This window comes from Paenibacillus tarimensis, from assembly GCF_021532315.1.
Lineage (GTDB): Bacteria > Bacillota > Bacilli > Paenibacillales > Paenibacillaceae > Paenibacillus_I > Paenibacillus_I tarimensis.
Window position 1 is genome coordinate 24,819 of record NZ_JAKGAO010000003.1, and the last position, 20,960, is coordinate 45,778.

At 54.3% G+C, this 20,960-nt stretch carries 24 protein-coding genes; 18 read left to right on the forward strand and 6 right to left on the reverse strand.

Going from position 1 to position 20,960, the window contains the following annotated elements:
• Positions 1 to 40: 40 nt before the first annotated feature.
• Complete coding sequence (locus L1N82_RS00110) at positions 41 to 382, reverse strand: DUF1801 domain-containing protein (protein WP_235285302.1); 342 nt, start codon at positions 380 to 382, stop codon at positions 41 to 43.
• Between the two features lie 194 nt (positions 383 to 576).
• Here L1N82_RS00110 and L1N82_RS00115 point away from each other — a divergent pair, with 194 nt between their 5' ends.
• Entirely contained in the window at positions 577 to 1,185 is a 609-nt protein-coding gene (locus L1N82_RS00115) for a TetR/AcrR family transcriptional regulator (RefSeq protein ID WP_235285303.1), read from the forward strand.
• 98 nt (positions 1,186 to 1,283) lie between these two features.
• Here the strand turns inward: L1N82_RS00115 and L1N82_RS00120 are convergent, their stop codons facing one another.
• The gene (locus L1N82_RS00120; protein ID WP_235285304.1) at positions 1,284 to 2,258 is read right to left on the reverse strand and encodes an aldo/keto reductase family protein; all 975 of its coding nucleotides are present in this window, start codon (positions 2,256 to 2,258) and stop codon (positions 1,284 to 1,286) included.
• 203 nt (positions 2,259 to 2,461) lie between these two features.
• On the opposite strand from L1N82_RS00120, the gene L1N82_RS00125 reads away from it, so the two are divergent.
• Positions 2,462 to 2,923 (forward strand): DUF2243 domain-containing protein, encoded by a 462-nt coding sequence (locus L1N82_RS00125; protein WP_235285305.1) that lies wholly within the window; start codon positions 2,462 to 2,464, stop codon positions 2,921 to 2,923.
• Between the two features lie 17 nt (positions 2,924 to 2,940).
• A complete protein-coding gene (locus tag L1N82_RS00130; RefSeq protein WP_235285306.1) occupies positions 2,941 to 3,753 on the forward strand; it encodes a cytochrome c oxidase assembly protein in 813 nt (270 codons plus the stop codon).
• Positions 3,754 to 3,850: 97 nt separating this feature from the next.
• Here the strand turns inward: L1N82_RS00130 and L1N82_RS00135 are convergent, their stop codons facing one another.
• The 4 genes from L1N82_RS00135 to L1N82_RS00150 form a co-directional block, all read right to left on the reverse strand.
• A complete protein-coding gene (locus L1N82_RS00135; protein ID WP_235285307.1) occupies positions 3,851 to 4,525 on the reverse strand; it encodes a PspA/IM30 family protein in 675 nt (224 codons plus the stop codon).
• A 65-nt stretch (positions 4,526 to 4,590) separates the two neighbouring features.
• Positions 4,591 to 5,088 (reverse strand): hypothetical protein, encoded by a 498-nt coding sequence (locus L1N82_RS00140; protein ID WP_235285308.1) that lies wholly within the window; start codon positions 5,086 to 5,088, stop codon positions 4,591 to 4,593.
• Positions 5,089 to 5,366: 278 nt separating this feature from the next.
• On the reverse strand, positions 5,367 to 6,923 hold the full coding sequence (locus L1N82_RS00145; protein ID WP_235285309.1) for a sensor histidine kinase: 1,557 nt from the start codon (positions 6,921 to 6,923) through the stop codon (positions 5,367 to 5,369).
• Entirely contained in the window at positions 6,920 to 7,606 is a 687-nt protein-coding gene (locus tag L1N82_RS00150; protein WP_235285310.1) for a response regulator transcription factor, read from the reverse strand. The genes L1N82_RS00145 and L1N82_RS00150 overlap by 4 nt, the downstream gene beginning before the upstream one ends.
• Positions 7,607 to 8,037: 431 nt before the next feature.
• On the opposite strand from L1N82_RS00150, the gene spoVAC reads away from it, so the two are divergent.
• The 15 genes from spoVAC to L1N82_RS00225 all read left to right on the forward strand — a co-directional run bounded on the left by spoVAC (position 8,038) and on the right by L1N82_RS00225 (position 20,940).
• On the forward strand, positions 8,038 to 8,490 hold the full coding sequence (spoVAC, locus tag L1N82_RS00155; RefSeq protein ID WP_407946660.1) for a stage V sporulation protein AC: 453 nt from the start codon (positions 8,038 to 8,040) through the stop codon (positions 8,488 to 8,490).
• A gap of 1 nt (position 8,491) precedes the next feature.
• Positions 8,492 to 9,502 (forward strand): stage V sporulation protein AD, encoded by a 1,011-nt coding sequence (spoVAD, locus tag L1N82_RS00160; RefSeq protein WP_235285312.1) that lies wholly within the window; start codon positions 8,492 to 8,494, stop codon positions 9,500 to 9,502.
• A gap of 2 nt (positions 9,503 to 9,504) precedes the next feature.
• Entirely contained in the window at positions 9,505 to 9,855 is a 351-nt protein-coding gene (gene spoVAE, locus L1N82_RS00165; RefSeq protein ID WP_235285313.1) for a stage V sporulation protein AE, read from the forward strand.
• A 177-nt stretch (positions 9,856 to 10,032) separates the two neighbouring features.
• Positions 10,033 to 10,989, forward strand: a complete 957-nt coding sequence (locus tag L1N82_RS00170; protein WP_235285314.1) for an AAA family ATPase — start codon at positions 10,033 to 10,035, stop codon at positions 10,987 to 10,989.
• Positions 10,990 to 10,991: 2 nt separating this feature from the next.
• A complete protein-coding gene (locus L1N82_RS00175) occupies positions 10,992 to 12,230 on the forward strand; it encodes a DUF58 domain-containing protein (RefSeq protein WP_235285315.1) in 1,239 nt (412 codons plus the stop codon).
• Positions 12,230 to 14,452: a DUF4129 domain-containing transglutaminase family protein gene (locus L1N82_RS00180; protein ID WP_235285316.1), complete on the forward strand. Its 2,223-nt coding sequence runs from the start codon at positions 12,230 to 12,232 to the stop codon at positions 14,450 to 14,452. Before L1N82_RS00175 ends, L1N82_RS00180 begins: the two co-directional genes overlap by 1 nt.
• A gap of 302 nt (positions 14,453 to 14,754) precedes the next feature.
• A complete protein-coding gene (locus L1N82_RS00185) occupies positions 14,755 to 15,279 on the forward strand; it encodes a YqeG family HAD IIIA-type phosphatase (protein ID WP_235285317.1) in 525 nt (174 codons plus the stop codon).
• 11 nt (positions 15,280 to 15,290) lie between these two features.
• On the forward strand, positions 15,291 to 16,409 hold the full coding sequence (gene yqeH / locus L1N82_RS00190; protein WP_235285477.1) for a ribosome biogenesis GTPase YqeH: 1,119 nt from the start codon (positions 15,291 to 15,293) through the stop codon (positions 16,407 to 16,409).
• Between the two features lie 58 nt (positions 16,410 to 16,467).
• The gene (gene aroE / locus L1N82_RS00195) at positions 16,468 to 17,352 is read left to right on the forward strand and encodes a shikimate dehydrogenase (RefSeq protein ID WP_235285318.1); all 885 of its coding nucleotides are present in this window, start codon (positions 16,468 to 16,470) and stop codon (positions 17,350 to 17,352) included.
• 23 nt (positions 17,353 to 17,375) lie between these two features.
• Positions 17,376 to 17,666 (forward strand): ribosome assembly RNA-binding protein YhbY, encoded by a 291-nt coding sequence (gene yhbY / locus L1N82_RS00200; RefSeq protein ID WP_235285319.1) that lies wholly within the window; start codon positions 17,376 to 17,378, stop codon positions 17,664 to 17,666.
• Between the two features lie 33 nt (positions 17,667 to 17,699).
• Entirely contained in the window at positions 17,700 to 18,293 is a 594-nt protein-coding gene (gene nadD, locus L1N82_RS00205; protein WP_235285320.1) for a nicotinate-nucleotide adenylyltransferase, read from the forward strand.
• Entirely contained in the window at positions 18,277 to 18,861 is a 585-nt protein-coding gene (yqeK, locus tag L1N82_RS00210; RefSeq protein ID WP_407946661.1) for a bis(5'-nucleosyl)-tetraphosphatase (symmetrical) YqeK, read from the forward strand. Before nadD ends, yqeK begins: the two co-directional genes overlap by 17 nt.
• On the forward strand, positions 18,858 to 19,205 hold the full coding sequence (gene rsfS / locus L1N82_RS00215) for a ribosome silencing factor (RefSeq protein ID WP_235285322.1): 348 nt from the start codon (positions 18,858 to 18,860) through the stop codon (positions 19,203 to 19,205). Before yqeK ends, rsfS begins: the two co-directional genes overlap by 4 nt.
• Complete coding sequence (locus L1N82_RS00220; protein WP_235285323.1) at positions 19,202 to 20,104, forward strand: CvfB family protein; 903 nt, start codon at positions 19,202 to 19,204, stop codon at positions 20,102 to 20,104. The genes rsfS and L1N82_RS00220 overlap by 4 nt, the downstream gene beginning before the upstream one ends.
• Positions 20,105 to 20,166: 62 nt before the next feature.
• Positions 20,167 to 20,940 carry a class I SAM-dependent DNA methyltransferase gene (locus tag L1N82_RS00225; protein ID WP_235285324.1) on the forward strand — a complete coding sequence of 258 codons (774 nt, stop codon included), beginning with the start codon at positions 20,167 to 20,169 and terminating at the stop codon, positions 20,938 to 20,940.
• Positions 20,941 to 20,960 lie beyond the last annotated feature (20 nt).

Sequence of the window (20,960 nt, forward strand, 5' to 3'; positions counted from 1 at the left end):
CCTTTACCGTGGAGAGGCTCCTTTTTTTTTTCATCTATTATCACAGGGATGTAGCTGTGTACCCAAGCCAAGAGGACAGCTGCTCCATATCCGCGGTATGCGATTGACGAAGCTTAATGGTTTTTCGCTCTGGAGGCCCCTCGAAGCTTCCTTGCGGCAGTTCAAGTGAAGCAGCATTGAATAGAGTGAAGCTGACGGCATCCTTCGATACGGAAATTACAGCGGCATACTTACCATTTTTCAGAAAATGGGGCTTCTTGTACTGAATGCGTTCTTGAACCCCGGGGATGACTTGGTGAACCACATCGCGAAGCTGATGGCACAGCTGGACCTGCCAAGGCTCAGGCAATGCATCGATGAAATTTACGACATCCTGCGTCATCGGACATACTCCTTCCAAATTTAAGCTTCATAAATTCCATTACCTTTTTTATAGAGTTATTCGAATACTCAGCAAAAGCATAGCATTTAATTTTACACGTGTAAAGTAATGCTTACCAAGTGTTAAGTAGAGTTGACTTGATCGTAATATGTCTCTACGATGTTAGGTAATGGATACACAGGATGGTGAGCAACTTGGGAGAAATACGCAACGCCGAACGAACTCGCAAGGCAATTCTGCAGGCTGCGAAGGAAGAGTTTTTTGAGAAGGGTTATACGGGGGCAAGAATTGAGTCCATAGCGAAGCGTGCTGGAATTAATAAGCAGTTAATCTATCATTACTTCAAGGGAAAAGAGCAGCTGATCAATGAGACTATAGAAGACTTTATGGCATCCCTGCCATCAGGGAATTTTACGCTGCCGGCTGACCCTAGGGATATCGCTGAATTCCGGTTTAACGTCAATGTGAACCACTTGATGGAGTTCTTGAAATTTACGGCATGGGAAGCTGTCGATACAGTTCCTGAGAATGTGAATGGCGAGGAACATCGGAGGCGGGTACTGCAGTCTTATAATGAAGATATGAAGGCTAAGCAGGAAAAAGGGCAGGTTCCGAAGGAGCTAGACCCGGCGCTGCTTACACTGATGCTCTCCAGTCTGACCGTGTATCCCCTTCTCTACAGCAGTGTGACGCGAATGATAACCGGCCGCGCGCCGGATGATCCGGAATTTCAGCAGAGGTGGGCACAGTTCCTGGGCTTAATCAGCGAACGGATTTTTAAGATGGATGTGGAGCAGGAATAGCTTGCAGCTGTTCTATCGTTAGATAAAATAATTGCTAGTTAAGAAGCCTGCCGCATTTGATTCGGCAGGCCTTCTTCGTTAGGTGTCATATAGCCCGCTTATCTCGCGGGAGCAAAGTCCTTGACCTTTGCCAGTACAGCTTCGATTGCATCCAGGCTGTCTTGGGTAAGTGTGAATTCAACAGCCTTGACGTTCTCTTCGATCTGGGCCGGACGGCTGGCTCCGATCAAGGCAGAGCTTACGCCCGGATGGCGGAGCACCCAGGCCAGCGAGAGCTGTGACAGGGTCATGCCGAGCCTCTTGGCAATGGAGTCAAGCTCCTGGACGCATTCCAGCACATCGTCACGCAGATAACTCCGGATTACCTGGTTTACGCTGTCATTAGCCGCGCGGCTTCCGGATGGCAGCTGCTGTCCCGGCTTATATTTGCCGGTCAGGATGCCCTGCGCCAGCGGTGAGAAGACGATCTGCCCGATCCCTTCCCGTGCGCTGACCTGCAGTACTTCCTGCTCGATATAACGTTCGAACATGTTATAGATAGGCTGATTAGAGATGAGCGGACGCAGGTTCAAGCGCTTAGTGATGCCTGCCGCGTCCGCAATCTGAGCAGCACTCCATTCACTGACGGCCGCATACAGAATTTTACCTTGAGCCGTCAGATCATCGAGTGCCCGCAGCGTTTCCTCAAGAGGCGTCTCATGATCATAACGGTGGCAGTAATAGATGTCGATGTAATCCACACCAAGTCTTCTAAGGCTTGCTTCACATTGCTCCATAATATGCTTGCGTGACAAGCCGCGGTCATTCGGTCCGCTGCCCATCGGGAAGAAGACTTTGGTCGAGAGCACATAGCTGGATCTGTTATAAGACCGCAGTGCAGCGCCCATTGCTTCCTCGCCAGCTCCGGTATTGTATGCATTGGCGGTGTCGAAGAAATTAATGCCGTGCTCAAACGCCGAGCGGATACACGCATCCGCAGCTTCCTGCTCGGCAGCTGTTCCATAGGTCAGCCAGCTTCCCAGACCGATTTCACTTACCTTAATACCGCTAGATCCCACGCGTCTGTATTTCATAGCGATCCCTTCCTTCACCTCATAGTATGTAAGACTGCTGAGACAACCTGACTTGCCTCTATCATGTTACACCATTTCGCTATCCGGTTTAAAGTATGGCCCGGAGGTATTGGACAAGGCCGCAGGCGGGTATAAAGGATAAGACGAGTTAAATGAGCTGCAGATGCGAAGGAGCAGGGCGATAATGCTTCAGGAGGGATCACATGGCTGAAACAAGGACCAGCAGCACATATAGAAGACGTAATATAGGTTCCGGCTTTTTGTTTGGTATAGGTCTGGTGGCCTTTATTGATGAAGCTGTCTTTCATCAGCTGCTGCACTGGCATCACTTCTACGACCGGTCGACAACTGCTGTGGGACTGGTCTCCGATGGTTTATTTCATGCATTAAGCTGGTTTGCAACAATTGGGGGCCTCTTCCTATTCGCCGATCTGCGGCGGCGGGAGGCGCTGCAGCTGCAAGCCTGGTTGGGAGCCGTACTGCTGGGGAGCGGCGCTTTTCAGCTGTACGATGGCGTGGTTCATCACAAGCTGATGCGTATCCATCAAATCCGCTACGTGGATAATGTGCTGGTTTATGACTGGGCATGGAACATAGCGGCCGTACTGTTGATTGCGGGAGGATGGTTCCTCTTGATCTATTCCCGCCGGACAAGGCAGTCATAAGCGGAAGGGGGAGAAGCATGCACGACCACTCTAGCCACCTTGGCCAGTATCCTATGCCGGTGCACGAGCATCTGCTGTCCGCGCTGCCCTTTGCACTGCTCATCCTGCTGTACGCCGGAGCGGCAGTCCTGTCGTCCCGCCGGTACGGGCGGCAATGGCCGCTCTCCCGCTTCGTGCTATGGCTGCTGGGTGTCCTGTCTGCCGCGGCAGCTGTTGTCGGGCCGCTTGCCGAGCAGGCACACCGGATGTTTCAGGCGCATATGGCAGCCCATCTGCTCCTGGGCATGCTAGCTCCGCTCCTGCTCGTTCTGAGTGCGCCGGTTACTCTGGCTTTAAGGGTCATTAATACGGGAGCCTCAAGACGTATATCACGGATACTAAGAGGGGCCTGCTTCGGATTTCTGACCCATCCCGTCACAGCGGCTTTCCTGAACATAGGCGGGCTATGGATTTTGTATACGACAGAATTGTATGCACTTATGCAGGAGCATCTGCTTGTGCACATAATCGTACATGTACATATCTTCTTGTCAGGCTATGTCTTTACAGCCTCGATGATTTACATTGACCCTTCCCCTCATCGAACGGGATATGTACTGCGGGCCGTTGTAATGGTTACGGCTTTGGCAGGACACGGGATTCTGGCGAAATATTTGTACGCGAGTCCGCCTGAGGGTGTGCCTGCTGTGCAGGCTGAATCCGGGAGTCTGCTGATGTATTACGGAGGAGATGGCATACATATATTGCTGATCGTTCTGCTGTGCGTTCAGTGGTATAAGTCGGCCAGGCCGCGGTTATCGGTTGACAAAAAAACCTCCCGAACCGCATAGAGCGATGCGGGTCGCAAATCAATAGTACTTCTATTTAATAGACAAGAAGATCAGGAATGCCGGCCTTTTAGTCCGTATTCCTGATCTTTTCTTATGTTTATTTATGCTCCAGTCCTGCCTTTTGTTCGGCTTTCAACCGTTCAAGCTCGGCGCGGATTTCTTCTTCTTCATCAAGCCGGCTGAGAACAGCGGATGGTGAGCCGGTGCTGTCAGGGCTGTATATTTGAGCTCCTGCTTCCTGACGCATAACACACTCTTCAAGCCGTGAGAAGCTGCGCATAATTCTATCCGTGTGCAGCTGGGGCACCGCCCCAGCTGCTGTGTGCATTGCATGGGCGGCGTGGGCACGGGCAGTCAGGAAGAAGAGCCTTGTCTGCAGCTCTCTCAACAGCTCGCTGATTCTTGTCTCTTCCTGTCTCAATACATTTGCCTGCTGGTTCAGCGTCTCACGCTGTCCGGTATAGGTAACGAGCAGCTTCTGATGATGCAGCTTGTCCTGAACGGCCAGCTGAGCGACCTGCTCATTCTCGTGCTCTACAGCCAGCAGCGCCTGCCGGTTTCGCTTGTCAATTACATCACCGGCCCTGGCAATTAACAGCTCCAGCTGCTGGACTGCTGCATGCTGCCCGGCTAGTGCTTCCCGGACGGCGTCCAGCTGTTCTTCCACCTTGCGAATGTGCTGCCTCGCCATATGTACGGGATCTTCCATCCGGTCGAGAAGCCCGTTGACATCAGCGGCGGCAATAGCCTTTAAACGTCCCAATATCCCCATTCTCTGTTCCTCCTCATCAAATCTTCAAAAGATCGATTCATCATCGTTTTCTATTGCTCCCATGCTCAGTGCTTCTGCTTACGCTCCCACTCATCCAGAAATGCGCCTCGCTCGGGAGCTATCCCCGTGCAGGCAGAAGAGGGGTAGACGGGCATCTGGCCTTTACCGGCAATTTGGCCCGTTCTGCCTTTGAATACAAGACCAGCAGCCAGGATCGTGATCACAGCCCAGGTGAACGGCAGCAGTGCAAACAGCATGATAAGGGCGAATGCGCAGCCTGCCCATTTCGCAAGACCAGTGGACATGCGCCAGATCAGGATGCCAGCAGTCAGCAGGGTAAGCTTCAGTAGGAACAGAAGTGTCCCGGTTATGTCGAAGAATCCAATTCCATGCTGCAGGTAGCGGTGGTGTCCGCCGTGTCCCTGGACCCACTGGCTTGCCTGGCCATGCGCACCTCCGAACCGTCCGTACATCAGATGCTGAACAAGCTCCAGTCCAGCTGCAGCCAGTGCGATGAGTCCGATAATGCCAAGTGCCCACCACATTATTCTTGTTGCTTTCATTTGAGCGCTCACCTCCTATGCCTTCTCTTTGTCTTACACGGTTAGTATAGGCAGGCAAGCTGAAAGGAGCGTGAGGCTGCGCTGAAGGTTTGTTGAAGACAAGCTGAATACTGGCTGAACATGACCGGCGCACCCGGGGACTAGCTTCTCTCTGGCCTGGATGCTGCTGCACGGCTTACGAATCCCACAAACGTTAAGCAAGGGGCTGTCCTTAAGTCGTTATGACTTATGGGACAGCCCCTTAATCAGAAAATAACGTATTCTGCTGTGAAATGCGGTCACACTGGCTTGTCGTGAATCGGGAGGCATACAGTGAATGTGCTGCCGGCGCCGGGGGAGCTGGAGACTTCAATGCTTCCGCCATGTGCCTCTGTGATGGATTTGCTTATGGCTAGCCCAAGCCCCGCACCTCCATACTTCCGGGTCCTGGAGCTGTCGCTCCTGTAGAACCGGTCAAACAGATGCGGAAGGTGAACCGGATCGATTCCGCTGCCATTATCTGAAACCTTGATAACTGCCATGTCCCGCTCGCGCTCAAGTGTAACGGATATCCTGCCTGTATCTGGATCGGAATGCTGCACCGCGTTGTGGTACAGGTTCAGCAGGACCTGTCTGATCTTGTCGGCATTCAGAAAAGCAGGTACCGGGTCTTCTTCGGGGAGATTCAGCTCCAGGGAGCGCGAAGCTGCGAGCAGCTTCAGCTGAGGCTGCATATCAAGCAGTATTCTGGCAAGTGATGTCTGCTTGCGCTGCAGCTCGGGCGCACGGTCCAGCTTCGCCAGCAGGAGCAGATCCTCAACAAGCTTCTTCATCCGCCGTGATTCGCCCTGCATGCTGTTCAGCGCCGGATATAGCTGCTCTTCACGTTCAGCGGCGCCCCGCAGCAGCACCTCCAGGAATCCGTGAATAGAGGTAAGGGGCGTGCGCAGCTCATGGGAAGCATCGGCTATGAAGCGCCGCATCTGTTCCTTCGCTTCCACCTCAGCGGCAAAGGAAGCCTGCAACCGCTCCAGCATGCCGTTAAACGACTTGGCTAGAAGGTCGATTTCTTCCTGGCCCTGAGTAGCGGGGAAGCGTTCAGTCAAATTGCCGGCATCTGTGCGCTCCACCGTCCGGACCATATTGGACAGTGGAACTAAAGTGCGTCGCAGGACGGACACATAGAGCATGAGCCCGCCGACCAACGCCAGGGCGGACAGGCCGCCAAATATGAACAGTTGCTGCATCAGAACAGAACGCAGTAGGCTTGTGGGAGTGCCCATCTGCAGTAGTTCGCCGTTTTCACCGGGCCCAACGGCAGAGCGGAACACGAGCAGCTGCTCGGTGCCCTCTGCATCCTCGGCTACGAGATAGTGGACGCCGCCCGGACCGCTCACCTGTCTGCGAATATCAGCAAGCTGATTGGCATTAAGCTGGGGCGAAGGATGGGCGGCAGTCTCCAGCAGCTCGGTGTAGCTTCCTGCCTCATCGACTGAAGCCAGCGTCATATCAGGAATGACGAGCAGACGACCCCCGCCCCTTTCAGGCGGTACAGTCTCCCCGCTCGGCTGTCTGCCTGCGGTACGGCCTTTTGCTCCTCTATTATCGCCTTCATCGAATTTGTCTGCTGTACCAGTCTTCATTGTAAAATCCTTGGGGAGTGAACGCAGCTGCGCATCCATTGTTTCAGCCTTGCTGCGGTAAAGGGACTGCTGCATAATAACGTATTGGAATGAGCCGATCAGCAGCAGCAGGACACCGAGAACCAACAGGGACCGCATCAACAGCTGCGAGCGGAGCGATTTGGGCGACAGCTGCCGGGTCCATTTCTTCAGGATACCTGAATATAACTTCATGGCAGGTCCACCCTGTAACCTGCCCCGCGGAGGGTTCGGATAAGCCGGTGCTCGCGGTCCTTAAGCTTCTCCCGGAGCGAACGGATATACACTTCGACGATATTCTCCTCCCCTCCGAACTGATACCCCCATACCTTATCCAAAATTCTCGACTTGCTGAGTACAATACCATGGTTGGTGACCAGATACTTGAGCAGCTCGTACTCTGTGGGGGATAGCTCCAGAATGCTGTCCCTATAGCGGATTTCCTTGCGGCTGTCATCAATCCGGAACGGTCCTGCCGTAACCTCGCCGAACAGGGCGGGAAACTGGTTCCGCAGCCGCGCATAAATCCGGGCCAGCAGCTCTTCAAAGCTGAAAGGCTTGATTACATAATCGTCAGCCCCCAGATGAAGGCCCTTCACCCGGTCATCGACCTCATCCTTGGCCGTCAGCATAATGATGGCGGCTTCTATGCCGTTTTGCTTGAACAGGCGGCACACCTCAAACCCATCCATCCCTGGCATCATGACATCGAGCACGATAACATGGGGGGCATAATCATCCGCCGCCGTTACGGCGGTCAGCCCATCCGGGGCCGTTTGTACAGTAAAGCCTTCGTTAAGAAGTCCAATCTCCAAAAATTGGAGTATATGCGGTTCATCATCCACCAGTAAAACCTTCATACCTCTGCCGTTCATCATTGACTTCTGCCTGCCCTTCACGCTTCTCTTGTGTCTATATTATAATCGACTAAGCTTAGGAGCGGCTGAATACTTGCTGAATGACAGCTGAATGAGGTTATACACGTACATGGGCGGGATTGCAGGCATACGATAACAGAGAAGCTGCCAGAAGGGAGTTAGTGCCCATGCCTATGCCAATCCGCGAGAGCTGTGAGCTGCCCGCACTCAGGGTGTTGACAGTGCTGGTGCTATTTGTACTGCTTGTGCTGATCCTGCTGCTTGCTGCTTAAGACACAAGGCGGCCTTCCAGAGACGGAAGGCCGCCTTTTTGTTTCGGATGGCATAACATGCAGCGACGCAACAAATAATGTTAACCGTAAGAAGGTTTAAGAACAGGGAGGTGCTGCGGCTTGGCCGGGAAAGCAGCGGACAAAGGCAAATACAAGAATATGACAATGTCCTCCAAGGAATACAAGGCGTTCGCGAAGTCACGCGAGCCGGGCCGTTCCGTCCTGAAGAACTGCCTGCGGGCTTTTGTGGTGGGCGGATTGATCTGTGTCATCGGACAAGCGATTCAGAACGGGTATATGGCTTGGCTGCATTTGACGTCGACGCAGGCTAGCGGGCCGACGGTCGCGACGATGATTTTCATCTCGGTTGTACTGACCAGCCTGGGCGTGTATGACAAAATGGCCCAGTGGGCCGGAGCGGGTACCGCGGTTCCGGTAACGGGCTTCGCAAACTCCATGTGCTCGGCTGCGCTTGAACACCGCAGTGAAGGGCTAGTGCTTGGAGTCGGCGGCAATATGTTCAAGCTGGCGGGCTCTGTTATCGTTTATGGAGCGGTGGCCGCGTTCTTTGTGGGTATTGCCCACATCATTCTCGGAACGGGAGGGCAATAGGATGCTCAGAGGCAAGCAGACCTGGTGGTTTGACAAGCGTCCTGTCATCATCGGTTCAGGTGCCGTAGTCGGTCCTGATGAGGGAGAAGGGCCGCTCGCCGAAGATTTCGATCTGATCCATCCTGAGCTTGATCTGCAGCAGAAGAGCTGGGAGAAGGCAGAGCGGCTGCTGATGGAGCAGGCAGCCGATATTGCCGTCAAGCAGTCGAGTATTGAGAAGCATGACCTGCAGTTTTTTATCGGCGGGGATCTGCTGAACCAGATTATCAGCAACAGCTTTACGGCCAGAGAGCTTGGAGTCCCATACCTGGGCGTATTCGGCGCCTGCTCCACGTCCATGGAGTCCCTTGCCCTTGCTTCCATGATTGTCAATTCAGGAGGCGCACAGTATGTAATGGCAGGCACATGCAGCCATAACTGTACGGCGGAGAAGCAGTTCCGCTATCCGACCGAATACGGCTCCCAGAAGCCGCCGACCGCACAGTATACCGTAACAGGCGCGGGGGCCGCGGTGCTTGCAGCCGAAGGCGACGGTCCTGTCGTTACCTGCGCCACAATCGGCAAGATCGTGGATCTCGGTATTGCTGATCCGTTTAACATGGGAGCGGCCATGGCGCCGGCTGCCGTCGATACAATTCAGACGCATTTCAACGATACCGGCCGTGTTCCGGGAGATTATGATCTGATAGTCACAGGAGACCTGGCCCGGGTGGGCCACCAGATCGCGAAGGATTTGCTGGAGCGCAATGAGGTTCCGATGGACGATACGGTCTTTAACGACTGCGGCCTGATGATCTACGACCTGGAGAAGCAGGGGGTGCAAGCGGGAGGAAGCGGCTGCGGCTGCTCGGCTGTTGTGACCTACGGCCATCTGCTGAAGCGGATCAAGAACGGTGAATTGAACCGTGTGCTAGTCGTGGCGACCGGTGCCCTTATGTCGCCCCTGTCTTTTCAGCAAAAGGAGACCATCCCGTGCATCGCACACGCAGTCGCCATTGAGAAGGGGGGATAAGGATGCAGTTTCTCTGGGCTTTTCTTGTCGGGGGAGGAATCTGTGTTATTGGCCAGCTGATGTTTGATGTGGTGAAGCTTTCACCTGCGCATACGATGTCAACGCTTGTAGTTGTTGGTGCCATATTGGATGGCTTTAATCTGTACGAGCCTCTGATCAGGTTTGCCGGAGCGGGAGCAAGCATACCCATCACAAGCTTCGGCAATGCGCTTGTTCACGGGGCGTTGACCGAGCTGCATGCCACAGGGCCGGTAGGTGTCATTACAGGGATGTTCAAGCTGACCAGTGCGGGGATTTCATCCGCTATTATATTCTCGTTCCTTGCGGCACTCATTGTGCGGCCGAAGGGATAAATGGGGGATCCTGTGTGATCCTCCAGTTTTTTTAGAGGATGTTCAATTGTACAGCCATGCTTAATTCCTGTAAAATAGAATAGAATGGCAGTTTGTCCCTGCTTCGGTTAAGAGATTCGGACAGAGGCTGACTAGATTTGCGCCATGAACGATCTATAATTACCGGGAGGTTGAGCGATGGACGTACGCACCAGTGACATGCAAACCTGTAGAGCAATTCAAGACAGTCTTGAACAGAGTATCCTCGGGAAATCCGAAGAAATAGAACGCCTGCTGACCGCATTGCTGGCCGGCGGGCATATTTTGCTGGAGGATGTGCCCGGAACGGGCAAGACCCAGCTGGTTAAAGCGCTTTCTAACGCTGTGGGCGGCCAATTCCGTCGTATTCAGTGCAACCCGGATCTGCTTCCTACCGATATAACTGGAGTTTCAATCTATCATCCCAAGGATGAAACCTTTGTGTTCAGGCCGGGTCCGATTATGGCGAACATCCTGCTGGCTGACGAGATTAACCGGGCCACGACCAAGACGCAGTCCGCACTGCTGGAAGCAATGGAAGAGCGGCATGTTACCGTAGACGGCGCATCCCATCCGCTGCCGCAGCCCTTCGTTCTTATTGCCACTCAGAACCCTATTGAATTTGAAGGCACCTACATGCTCCCTGAAGCCCAGATGGACAGATTTATGATGAAGCTGACGCTGGGCTATCCTGATGAGCAGACCGAGCACCGTATGATCATGAACAGCTATGCGGACCAGGCTTCCGCCAGAGCTACGCAGGTAGCCTCCATGGCCGATATCGTCAATATGCAGGAACAGGTTAGGCGTGTTCACGTGGATGAGGCGGTCGGTGACTATCTGGTGCGAGTGGTGCGCGGCACGAGAGAGCATTCGGGCGTTCATCTTGGCGCGAGTCCGCGTGCGGCCATCTCACTGATGGCGGCCGTAAGGGCACACGCTTTTATTAAGCAGCGCGACTATGTCATTCCCGATGACGTCAAGGAGCTTGCGGGACATGTGCTCGGCCACCGGATCATCCTGCACACGGAAGCCCGGATGAACGGAGTCACCCAGGATGAGATCATCAGGCAAGTAATTGAACAGACGACCGTGCCGGTCCGCTTGGAGCGTTAAGAATGGACACCGCCAGAGCCATGGTGATGAGGTGGCGCCTGACGGCCCTCATCTACGTATGCTGTTCGCTGTATCTATTATTTCAGGGCGGCAAGGCATCCTTTATGATTTTTTGCATGGTAAATGTACTCATTCTTTATCTTGTGCTTGGCAAATACAGCGGCATCGCCCATGTGAAGGGCAGCCGCTCCATCAGCGGAATCGGCGGCTCGAGCGACAATGTGCTCACGTCGGGAACCAGGCTGGACGTGAAGCTGGCTGTCCGGATACCGGGCTTCTGGCCGATCCCTTATGTGCTTGTGCATGACAGACTGCAGCGCGAGAACGGCCAATGCATGCAGTTTGAGTCTTCTTTTGTTCCGGATATGAAACGGACGGGGACTGTCCGCTACTCCACACCGCCGCTGCAGCGGGGACGGTATACCTTTACCGGCTCAGAATGTGTGACGCGCGACATCTTCGGCTTGTTTGAGCATAAGGGGACCTTTCAGTCAGAGCTGTCGTTTACGGTACTGCCTCAGACCGTTCCCATCCGGAATTGGTCCCTGCTGCGCTATGGTCTGAGAGGGCCCTATGCCAATGCTGCAGTCAGCCGGTCGGCGAAGGAAACGACGCAGTTAAACGGAGTGAGAGACTACCATTACGGCGACCGGTTATCCCGCGTTCACTGGAATGCCACTGCGAAAACAGGGGAGTGGAAGTCCAAGGAGTTTGAGCGTGAATCGGTACCTCGCACCGTGGTGGTGCTTGACCGCTGTGCAGCTGCGTACGGCAGTGCCGACCAGTTTGAATTAGCGGTGTCTGCAGCAGCCTCGCTGTTTGAGTACGGCATGCGGCGCGAGACCGCAATGGGCATGGTATCGCTTGGCGCGGCGGCTGTCGGTTTTCAGCCCCGTTCGAATACCGATCAGCGCAAGGCCATCATGAATCATCTTGTGGGCGTGCAGGCTGATGGTCAAGCGGGGCTGTACCGTTCGCTCCGTGAAGCTTCAGCTATGCTGCCTAACGGCTCCTCGGTTATTCTCGTGACTCCGCATCACGGAGAGGAAGCGGTTCGATCCATGCAGTGGCTTGACCGAACTGGGATGTCACCGGTAATGCTTCACGTGCAGGGCTCTGAGTCAGGAAGTGGCAGGGGGCAGCAGGAGTGGCAGCAGATCCTCCGGATGAAGGGCTGGCCGGTCTACCAGATCCGTCAGCTGCAGGAACTGCCTGTTGTACTGGAAGGAGGTGCTGTCTGATGCGCACTTCACGTTCCTTCTTGTCAGCCTTATTCCGTGACGGATACGGCAAGCTCGCGCATTTGTTTGCAGCCATTCTGCTCTGGCAGTGGTTTGACAGCCTCGATGATTACTGGTGGGATGAAACCTACGCTATCGTGCATGGCATCCTGATTGCCGGTGTAATAATCGAGTGGCTTGTTCCAGCGCCGAGATGGTTGAGGCTGCCGCTTCACATTATCGTCATGCTGTATCTGAATATCAGGTACAGCGATTTCCATTGGCAGCCCATGCCGGGCGCAGCTGATGGCCTGGAGGCTTGGCGTGACTGGTTCTCGTATGTATTCGGACAGCTGGATCCGTTCATATGGATATCAGCTCCAGTTCTGGCCTTGTTCCTCTTCGCGGGGGCCTTCACGCGCACTCGTCTGCAGGTAACGATCTTTGTGGGCGCTTGTATGCTGTCGCTTGCCGTTCTGGATTCCTTTACACCGATTTATCTCTGGGACGAAATAGCCTGGTCGATTTTTGTGGGGCTGGCCTGGTTTGTGGCCGAACACTACAGCCGCTTTAAGCAGAAGCATCCGGAATCCTGGCGGCATATACTCGAATACCCGCTGACCTTTATTGTCTCGGTTGTGTTTGTGCTTGGCATCGTGATGGCCTCCGGCCTGTTTGTCCCGAATATCCAGCCGATCCTGAAGGATCCGTACACCGTTTGGATGGAAGCGAAAGGGAAGACCGTGCCCTCATTTGTCGGTGAGAAGCTGGAAGCCAGGATGCCCGTGGAACGGAATCAGGATACCAGGTCAGGCTACAGCCGGGAGGATGGCGAGCTTGGCGGAGGTTTTGAATTCGATTATTCGGAAGTCATGACGGTAACCACAACCAAGCGAAGCTACTGGCGCGGCGAAACCAAGAACTTCTATACAGGCTCCGGATGGGAAGAAAGCAGCGCAGAGAACAATGAGCGTGCTGTCTCAGGATTAACAATGGGAGAGCAGCTGCCCTCTCAGCTGGATGGCCTGAAGGTGGAGACAGAGGAGATTACCCAGACCATAACCATGATCCGTGAAGATTGGTACCCGGTATTGTTCGGAGCGGCAACTATTCGTTCGATCCGTTCTATTGACGGGGAGGAGGGCGGCATTCCGTACTCGCTTGCCTGGTTCAGCCAATCCGGCGAGCTCCGGTGGCCCCGTTCGGACAGAACGCCTTATCCTGATACCTATAGCCTTGTCTCCGAGGTGCCGGTATTGGATGAGGAGAAGCTTCAGAAGGCTGGCCCTGTCCGGAATCTTAATCTGCTGTCCGAGTATACGCAGCTGCCGCAGATTCCGGCAAGGGTTCAGGAGCTGGCGCATGAAATTACGGCCGACGCTGAGAATGATTATGACCGGGTCAGACTGCTTGAAAGCTATTTGAAAAGCAATTTTCAATATACGAACACACCCGATACCAGCCTTAGGACTAGCGCCGATTTTGTGGATGCTTTCCTGTTCGAGGTACAGGAAGGATACTGTGATTATTATTCCACTGCACTTGCTGTCATGACCCGTTCCCTGGGGATTCCGGCAAGGTGGGTTAAGGGATATTCACCGGGTACAATGCCGGTGGAATTCTATTCGGGTATCCCTGAATATGCACAGGAATTTAATCCGAGCGGGAGCGGAACGTATACGGTCAGGAATGCGGATGCGCATTCCTGGGTGGAGGTCTACTTTGAAGGCTACGGCTGGGTGCCGTTTGAGCCGACTGCAGGCTTCACATATCCGTACAGCCTGCCGGCTGACGCGCCGGAAACAGAAGAGGTTGCACAGCCGGAAGAAACAGAGCCCGCCGCTCCTGCGGATGCAGAGACCGAGGGCGGCGGTATCCCGCTCGTCTGGAGCATGACAGGGCTTGCGCTTGTGCTCGGCTGTGCGGCCTTCTTCGGCAGACACAAGGCCGCAGCTATGCTCTACCAGTTCCGGGTCCGTTCATTGTCCGGCAATCAGCTGATTGTTTATGAAATGGAGAGATTCCTCCGCTACTGCCGCAAGCATGGTCTTGACCGCAGCGACAACGAGACGCTGCGCGAGTCCTTCGCAAGATGGTCGCGGGAGAGAAGCTCGCTTGCCGGTGAGCTTGAAGAGATACTGGCCTTGTTCGAGAGGGCCAAATACAGTGCGGTAGAATCATCCCGTGAAGAAGCCGAACGTGCTGCTGTCCGCATGAGAGCGGCACGGGAGCATGTCGGGTGATGTGAGGCTTCAGCTAATGAAGCATTGGGAAAACAATTAATGGTAGAGGGGCTGATTTTGCCGTCAAGGCGGCATAATCAGCCCTTCCTCTGTTGGATGACAGCATATTTGAAGCCCGGTAAGGTTAAGCTTCAAACGAACAGGCAGCCAGTAATAATTTTTGATTTGGCATTTTGCAACGGCTTCCCCTTATATGATATAGTTTTTCGTATAATGGCAGCATATTGGCTGTTTTTCCCTGCTGTGCTTTCATGACCATGACAACGGCAGGCGGAACAGCGCAAAATGAAGGAGTCGACAGAATGTTCGAATGGCTTTTACCGCATATGCTGGTAAATACGATATATGATATCGATCTTGATGTGCTGAAGAAGAATGGCGTCAAGGGTATTATTACGGATTTGGACAACACGCTGGTAGGAGCAAGGGACCCGATTGCGACTCCGGAGCTTGTTGCGTGGCTCGACCGGGTGCGGGCTGCGGGCTTCAAGGTCGTCATTGTTTCAAACAATAATCAGACCCGGGTATCGAAGTTTGCCCAGCCGATTGGCATTCCATTTATCCATGCGGCCAGAAAGCCGGCCAATAGAGCCTTTCATAAGGCGCTTGCCGTCCTGGGACTGTCCGCAGAGCACACAGTGGTCATCGGCGACCAGATGCTTACGGATGTGCTGGGGGGCAAACGAATGGGGCTCTACACCATACTTGTCACCCCTATTGCACCCAAGGATGAAGGGTTTATGACCCGCATTAACAGAAGGATTGAGAAGTATGCCTTGTCCAAGCTGCGTAAGAAAGGACTATGGCCCAAGGAGGACAAGAAGTGACGGACATTCATATGTCTACCAATCAAGAGAAGGATTCATGCGCCGGATGCGGAATAGCGCTGCAGACGGAAACCGCGGACAAGCCGGGCTACATTCCGCAGGCCGCGCTCGAGAGGGAGCCTGTAATATGCCAGCGCTGCTTCCGGATCAAAAACTATAATGATGCGTCATCGGTTACGGTTGATCAGGATGAATTTTTACGGCTGCTCGGCAGCATTGCTGCTACCAAGAGCCTGGTTGTACACATCGTGGATCTGTTTGATTTTGAAGGCAGCCTGATATCGGGTCTGCAGCGGTTTGTGGGCAACAACCCTGTGCTGCTCGTCGTGAACAAGACGGATTTACTGCCGAAGTCGGTTAATCTGAACCGCATCCGCAACTGGGTACAGCAGAAGGCCAAGGAAGCGGGACTGCGGACTGAGGACGTTGTCCTTTGCAGCGCCATGCGCGGCAGCGGATTTGATCATGTGCTGGAGGCATTGGATGAATTCAGGAAAGGGCGCGACATCTATGTTGTAGGTGCGACGAACGTCGGCAAGTCGACGCTCATTAACCGGCTGATCCGGGATTACAGCGACCTCGAACGGGAGCTGACAACCTCCAGATATCCGGGAACAACGCTGGATGCCGTTCATATCCCGCTCGAGGACGGCAAGTCCATCATCGACACACCGGGAATAGTTTATCCATCCAGGCTGACCGAGCTGGTGCCGAGAAGGGTGCTGCAGTCCCTGCTGCCCGAAAAACCGCTGAAGCCGCTTGTCTATCAGCTGAATGAGCGGCAGTCGCTGTTTTTTGGCGCCATCGCCCGGTTTGATTTTGTGTCGGGAGCGCCTCAATCGTTCACCGTATATATTTCTCCAGCTATGAAGGTGCACCGGACGAAGCTGGAGCGGGCGGATGAGCTCTATGCCGAGCATAAGGGAGAGCTGCTTGCTCCTCCGTCATCAGCTGAGCTCGAGGAGATTCCGGACTGGACAAGGCACTCGCTGCGCATTCCGCGCGGCAGCGACACCGATATTTTCATCTCCGGTCTCGGCTGGATTCATGCGAACAGCAGTCAAGGGGCGGAAGTCGATGTCTATGCGCCCAAGGGTGTCAAGGTTCTGCTGCGCGATGCACTCGTATAGCCGGGATTCGAGAGGGACCGCTGTGTGATCTAAGCTTAAAGCCAAAGGGGAGAGGCTGATGGCAGACCAGGCATTAATGGGGAACAAGGTGGACAGCCATACCACGGTATATGGTGTGATCGGTGATCCGATCCGTCATTCCAAATCGCCGGTTATGATGAATCGCGCCTTCCGTGAAACAGGTGTGAATGGGATTTACGCTGCCTTTCACGTTAAGACCGAGCAGCTTGGCGGTTTCATTCAGGGAGTACGTGCGATGGGTATCCGGGGAATTAATGTGACAATACCGCACAAGGTGGATATCATGAAGCACCTGGACGCCATCGATGACAGCGCGAAGGCAGCAGGTGCGGTCAACACGATCGTGAACGATAATGGACAGCTTACCGGATATAATACAGATGGGATCGGCTATGTCCGGTCGCTGAAGGAAGAGGCTGAGCCTGAGCTTGCCGGAAGGCGGATCGTTCTGCTAGGAGCAGGGGGCGCTGCACGCGGCATTCTGCATGCCCTGTTGAAGGAACAGCCGGCTTCTATTACAATAGTCAACCGTACAGTCGAGCGAGCAATGGAGCTGGCAGGCTCAGCTGCTGCAGAGGCGGACATCCGCGCAGTTGGCCAGCACGGGGCTGAAGCGGTATGCCGCAAAGCGGATATTATTATCAATACCACCTCTGTCGGTATGGCACCTTTAACGGAGGGCGTGCCGATGGATATCCAGCCGGGGTGGATCAGGTCCGGTGCCGTAGCAAGCGAAATTATATACAATCCGATGAAAACCCGGTTTCTTCAGGAAGCCGAACAGGCAGGCTGCCGGATTCATGGCGGTCTAGGCATGTTTATAAACCAGGGCGCGTATGCGTTCGAATACTGGACGGGCAAGCCGGCACCGGTCGCAGCGATGCGGGAAACCGTGCTGGAAGCGCTCGGTCCTACAACTTAGATGAAAGAAGGATGCACACATCCATGCTGACAGGTAAACAAAAACGCTATCTGCGTTCCATGGCCCATCATTTGACCCCGATCTTCCAGGTCGGCAAAGGCGGAACGAATGAAAATCTGATCCGTCATATCGAGGAAGCGCTGGAGGTTCGTGAGCTCATTAAAGTATCCGTGTTGAACAACAATTTCGACGATCCCAAGGCAGTCGGCGCAGAGCTGGCGGAAGGGGCCGGTGCTGAGCTTGTCCAAGTGATTGGCAAGACAATTGTGCTGTACAAGGAGTCCAAAGAAAATAAAACCATTGAACTTCCATAACACGGGAAGGTACAAGGGAGGACGAATTAGCTGATGCTTCGAGCAGGAATCATGGGCGGTACGTTCGACCCGATCCACAACGGACATCTGCTGGCCGCCGAGACGGCGAGAGACGTCTTCGGACTGGACGAGATATGGTTCATCCCTGCCGCAACCCCGCCGCTCAAAAGCAGCGGTCCGGACGCATCAAACCGCGTGCGCTTTGAGATGGTACAGCTCGCGGCGGAAGGCCATCCGAATTTCCGGGTGCTGGACATGGAGCTAGACCGCGGCGGGGTTTCATACTCGGTCGATACGGTTGCAGCTCTGCAGGAGCAGTGGCCGGGGACGGTATTTTCCTATATTATTGGCGGTGACAGGGTAGGCGATCTGCCTAAATGGCATCGGGTATCGGAGCTGGCTGACCGGCTAGAAAGCTTCATCGGCTTCGACCGGCCGGGATATCCGGCTGATGTATCCGCGCTTCCATACCCGTTAAGGGAGAAGGTTAAAATTGCCGGTATGCCTCAAATGGAAATCTCATCCACAGATATCCGGCAGCGAAGAGCGGAAGGTCGCTCCATCCGATTCCTTGTTCCTGACTCTGTGTATGAATATATTATGAGGAATGATTTATATGGATCGTAATCAACTGATGGAGTCAGTCAGAGCCCAGATGCCCGAGAAGCGCTGGAACCATACGCTTGGCGTCATGCAGACAGCAGTCGAGCTGGCTAAGCGGTACGGGGTTGATGAGCAGCAGGCTGATCTGGCGGCCATTCTTCATGATGTGGCCAAGTACTGGCGTACCGATACGATGGAAGAGATCATGCGCGGCAACCCGGAGCTTGAGCCGCTGCTGACGCAGGATAAGGAGCTGTGGCACGCCTTTGTCGGAGCTGTTGTTGCCGAACGTGACTATGGCATTACCGATCCGCTGGTACTTGACGCAATCCGGTATCATACCTCTGGCCGGGAAAAGATGACCATGCTGGACAAGGTCGTGTGCCTGGCCGATTACATTGAGCCGGGACGTGAATTTCCCGGAGTGGATAAGATTCGTGAATTGGCCAAAGATAGTTTAGAAAGGGCACTGATCGCCGGATTTGATTCTACGCTCTCGTTTCTTATCGAAAGAGGCAAACGGATCTTTCCGCTGACTGTGCTTGCCCGAAATGATCTAATAATGACTCTTAAAGAGGAGGCTGATGTATGACGATACAACCTAATGAATTAATGCAGACGGTCGTGGATGCGGCGGAAGACAAAAAGGCTCAGAAAATCGTGGCCCTCGGCCTGCAGGGTATTTCGCTTGTAGCGGACTATTTTGTAATTTGCCACGGTAACTCTGATACACAGGTGCTGTCCATCACGACTGAAATCAAGAAGCGGGCTGAAGAGAAGGGTGCCCGTGTGAAAGGAATCGAAGGCACCGACACGGCAAGATGGGTGCTGCTTGACCTGGGGGATGTCGTGGTGCATATATTCCATAGGGATGAACGCGAATATTATAATCTGGAACGTCTCTGGTCGGATGCCAAGGTTGTGGAATTTGCATGACGCTGACCGCGGGCACGATCGTAAAGCTGCTGACCGCACGGGAGGTACCGCCTAACGGCTATTTTCTGACCGACGGCGAGCAGGATGTTCTGCTTCACTACAATGAAATTACAGGAGAGCGGCCCCAGCCGGGGGATGAAGTGGAGGTCTTCCTCTACTTCGACACCGAAGACCGGCTGGCCGCTACCATGCGCAGGCCTTATCTGACGCTTGGCGAGGTTGCCCGTCTGGCGGTTGCGGACACCCACCCCCGCTATGGATGCTTCCTTGAAATGGGGCTGGGAAGGCAGCTGCTGCTGCCAAATGCTGAGCTGCCGGAGGCGCATGAGCTCAGACCGGTTGTCGGCGACGAGGTGTATGTCCGGATGGCGCATGACAAGGCTGGCCGGCTGGTTGCCAAGACTGCCGGCGAGGATGAGCTGGGACCGCTAGTGTTTCCGGCACCTGCATCCTGGCATAATGAGTGGGTCACCTGCTGGGTAACCAAGACTCTGCAGATTGGCTCGTTCGTGATCGTCGAAGGAGGCGTGACCGGATTCGGAGTATATGGGCTTATTCCCACAGCGGAACGGTCTCATCCGCTCCGGCTTGGTGAGAAGGCTGAAGCGCGGATCACCTTTATTCGCGAGGATGGCCGTGTCAATCTGTCTATGTTTCAGCGTAAAGAGGTAGGCAGGCTGGAGGATTCGCAGCGGATCCTTGCTTTTTTGCGTGAGCGCCCGAATGGGGCTATGCCATACTCAGATGAGACGCCGGCCGACATAATCAAGCAGAAGTTCGGCATCAGCAAATCTGCTTTCAAGCGGGCAATGGGGAAGCTGATGCGTGACGGGCTTATTCAGCAGAAGGGTAGTTGGACGCATCTCAACGATAGCAGACCTGAAGTAGGGGACAAATAATAGAATTAAGAGTACCGGGAGTTCATAACAGCTCGGTGACTACCGGTTGAGGTGGAGGCACTATGCGCGCTTACAAGCAATTCGCGTCGGTTTATGACCGGCTGATGGAGGAAATGCCTTATCCCGAGTGGCTGAGGTTCGCCAGAGAGTGCTGGCAGCGGGGAAGCATGCCGGAGACGGTGGTGGACCTCGGCTGTGGTACAGGCAGTATCTCGATCCCGCTTGCCCGGTCCGGCTTCCATGTTTACGGCATTGACCTGTCAGCGGATATGCTGACGGTTGCCCGAAGCAAATGGGAGGAGTCGCCGCGCCAGGCCATTGCCTCGAATGCCGGTTCCATCCGCTGGCTGCAGCAGGATATGCGGGACTGGGAGCTGCCCGAGCCGGTGGATACGGTCGTTTCCTTCTGTGACTGCATCAACTACCTGCTTGAGGAGGAGGATGTCGAGTCCGCTTTCCGCTCTACATTCAAAGGGCTGAAGGAGGGCGGGGTATTCCTCTTTGATGTACATACGCCACTCACGCTTCAAAGGTATGCCGATGAGCAGCCCTTTACGCTGGATGAACGGGATGTCGCTTATATATGGACAAGCGAGCTCGAGAAGAAGCGGCTGGAAATTGAGCATCACCTGACGATCTTTGCCCGGGAGGGAACGGCACGGGATGCCTCTTATGTCCGGTTTGAAGAGACGCATGTGCAGCGGGCCTATGAGCAGGCGTGGCTGCGCGGAGCCTTGGACCGGGCTGGCTTCGGACGAATCGAGGTTTATGCGGACTTTAGCTGGAACGAACCGGATGAGAAGAGCGAGCGGTTGTTCTTTGTGGCTTACAAGTAAGCTGTACCCGCTGCATGCAT

Excerpts from the sequence above, each read along its gene's own strand:
- yhbY (WP_235285319.1), top strand. The coding sequence starts at position 17,376 with ATGCTGACAGGTAAACAAAAACGCTATCTGCGTTCCATGGCCCATCAT.
- L1N82_RS00120 (WP_235285304.1), bottom strand. The coding sequence starts at position 2,258 with ATGAAATACAGACGCGTGGGATCTAGCGGTATTAAGGTAAGTGAAATC.
- L1N82_RS00170 (WP_235285314.1), top strand. The coding sequence starts at position 10,033 with ATGGACGTACGCACCAGTGACATGCAAACCTGTAGAGCAATTCAAGAC.
- spoVAE (WP_235285313.1), top strand. The coding sequence starts at position 9,505 with ATGCAGTTTCTCTGGGCTTTTCTTGTCGGGGGAGGAATCTGTGTTATT.
- nadD (WP_235285320.1), top strand. The coding sequence starts at position 17,700 with ATGCTTCGAGCAGGAATCATGGGCGGTACGTTCGACCCGATCCACAAC.
- L1N82_RS00180 (WP_235285316.1), top strand. The coding sequence starts at position 12,230 with ATGCGCACTTCACGTTCCTTCTTGTCAGCCTTATTCCGTGACGGATAC.
- L1N82_RS00145 (WP_235285309.1), bottom strand. The coding sequence starts at position 6,923 with ATGAAGTTATATTCAGGTATCCTGAAGAAATGGACCCGGCAGCTGTCG.
- rsfS (WP_235285322.1), top strand. The coding sequence starts at position 18,858 with ATGACGATACAACCTAATGAATTAATGCAGACGGTCGTGGATGCGGCG.
- spoVAC (WP_407946660.1), top strand. The coding sequence starts at position 8,038 with ATGACAATGTCCTCCAAGGAATACAAGGCGTTCGCGAAGTCACGCGAG.
- aroE (WP_235285318.1), top strand. The coding sequence starts at position 16,468 with ATGGCAGACCAGGCATTAATGGGGAACAAGGTGGACAGCCATACCACG.
- L1N82_RS00135 (WP_235285307.1), bottom strand. The coding sequence starts at position 4,525 with ATGGGGATATTGGGACGTTTAAAGGCTATTGCCGCCGCTGATGTCAAC.
- L1N82_RS00185 (WP_235285317.1), top strand. The coding sequence starts at position 14,755 with ATGTTCGAATGGCTTTTACCGCATATGCTGGTAAATACGATATATGAT.
- spoVAD (WP_235285312.1), top strand. The coding sequence starts at position 8,492 with ATGCTCAGAGGCAAGCAGACCTGGTGGTTTGACAAGCGTCCTGTCATC.
- L1N82_RS00130 (WP_235285306.1), top strand. The coding sequence starts at position 2,941 with ATGCACGACCACTCTAGCCACCTTGGCCAGTATCCTATGCCGGTGCAC.
- L1N82_RS00140 (WP_235285308.1), bottom strand. The coding sequence starts at position 5,088 with ATGAAAGCAACAAGAATAATGTGGTGGGCACTTGGCATTATCGGACTC.
- L1N82_RS00175 (WP_235285315.1), top strand. The coding sequence starts at position 10,992 with ATGGACACCGCCAGAGCCATGGTGATGAGGTGGCGCCTGACGGCCCTC.
- yqeH (WP_235285477.1), top strand. The coding sequence starts at position 15,291 with ATGTCTACCAATCAAGAGAAGGATTCATGCGCCGGATGCGGAATAGCG.
- L1N82_RS00220 (WP_235285323.1), top strand. The coding sequence starts at position 19,202 with ATGACGCTGACCGCGGGCACGATCGTAAAGCTGCTGACCGCACGGGAG.
- L1N82_RS00150 (WP_235285310.1), bottom strand. The coding sequence starts at position 7,606 with ATGATGAACGGCAGAGGTATGAAGGTTTTACTGGTGGATGATGAACCG.
- L1N82_RS00110 (WP_235285302.1), bottom strand. The coding sequence starts at position 382 with ATGACGCAGGATGTCGTAAATTTCATCGATGCATTGCCTGAGCCTTGG.
- L1N82_RS00125 (WP_235285305.1), top strand. The coding sequence starts at position 2,462 with ATGGCTGAAACAAGGACCAGCAGCACATATAGAAGACGTAATATAGGT.
- L1N82_RS00225 (WP_235285324.1), top strand. The coding sequence starts at position 20,167 with ATGCGCGCTTACAAGCAATTCGCGTCGGTTTATGACCGGCTGATGGAG.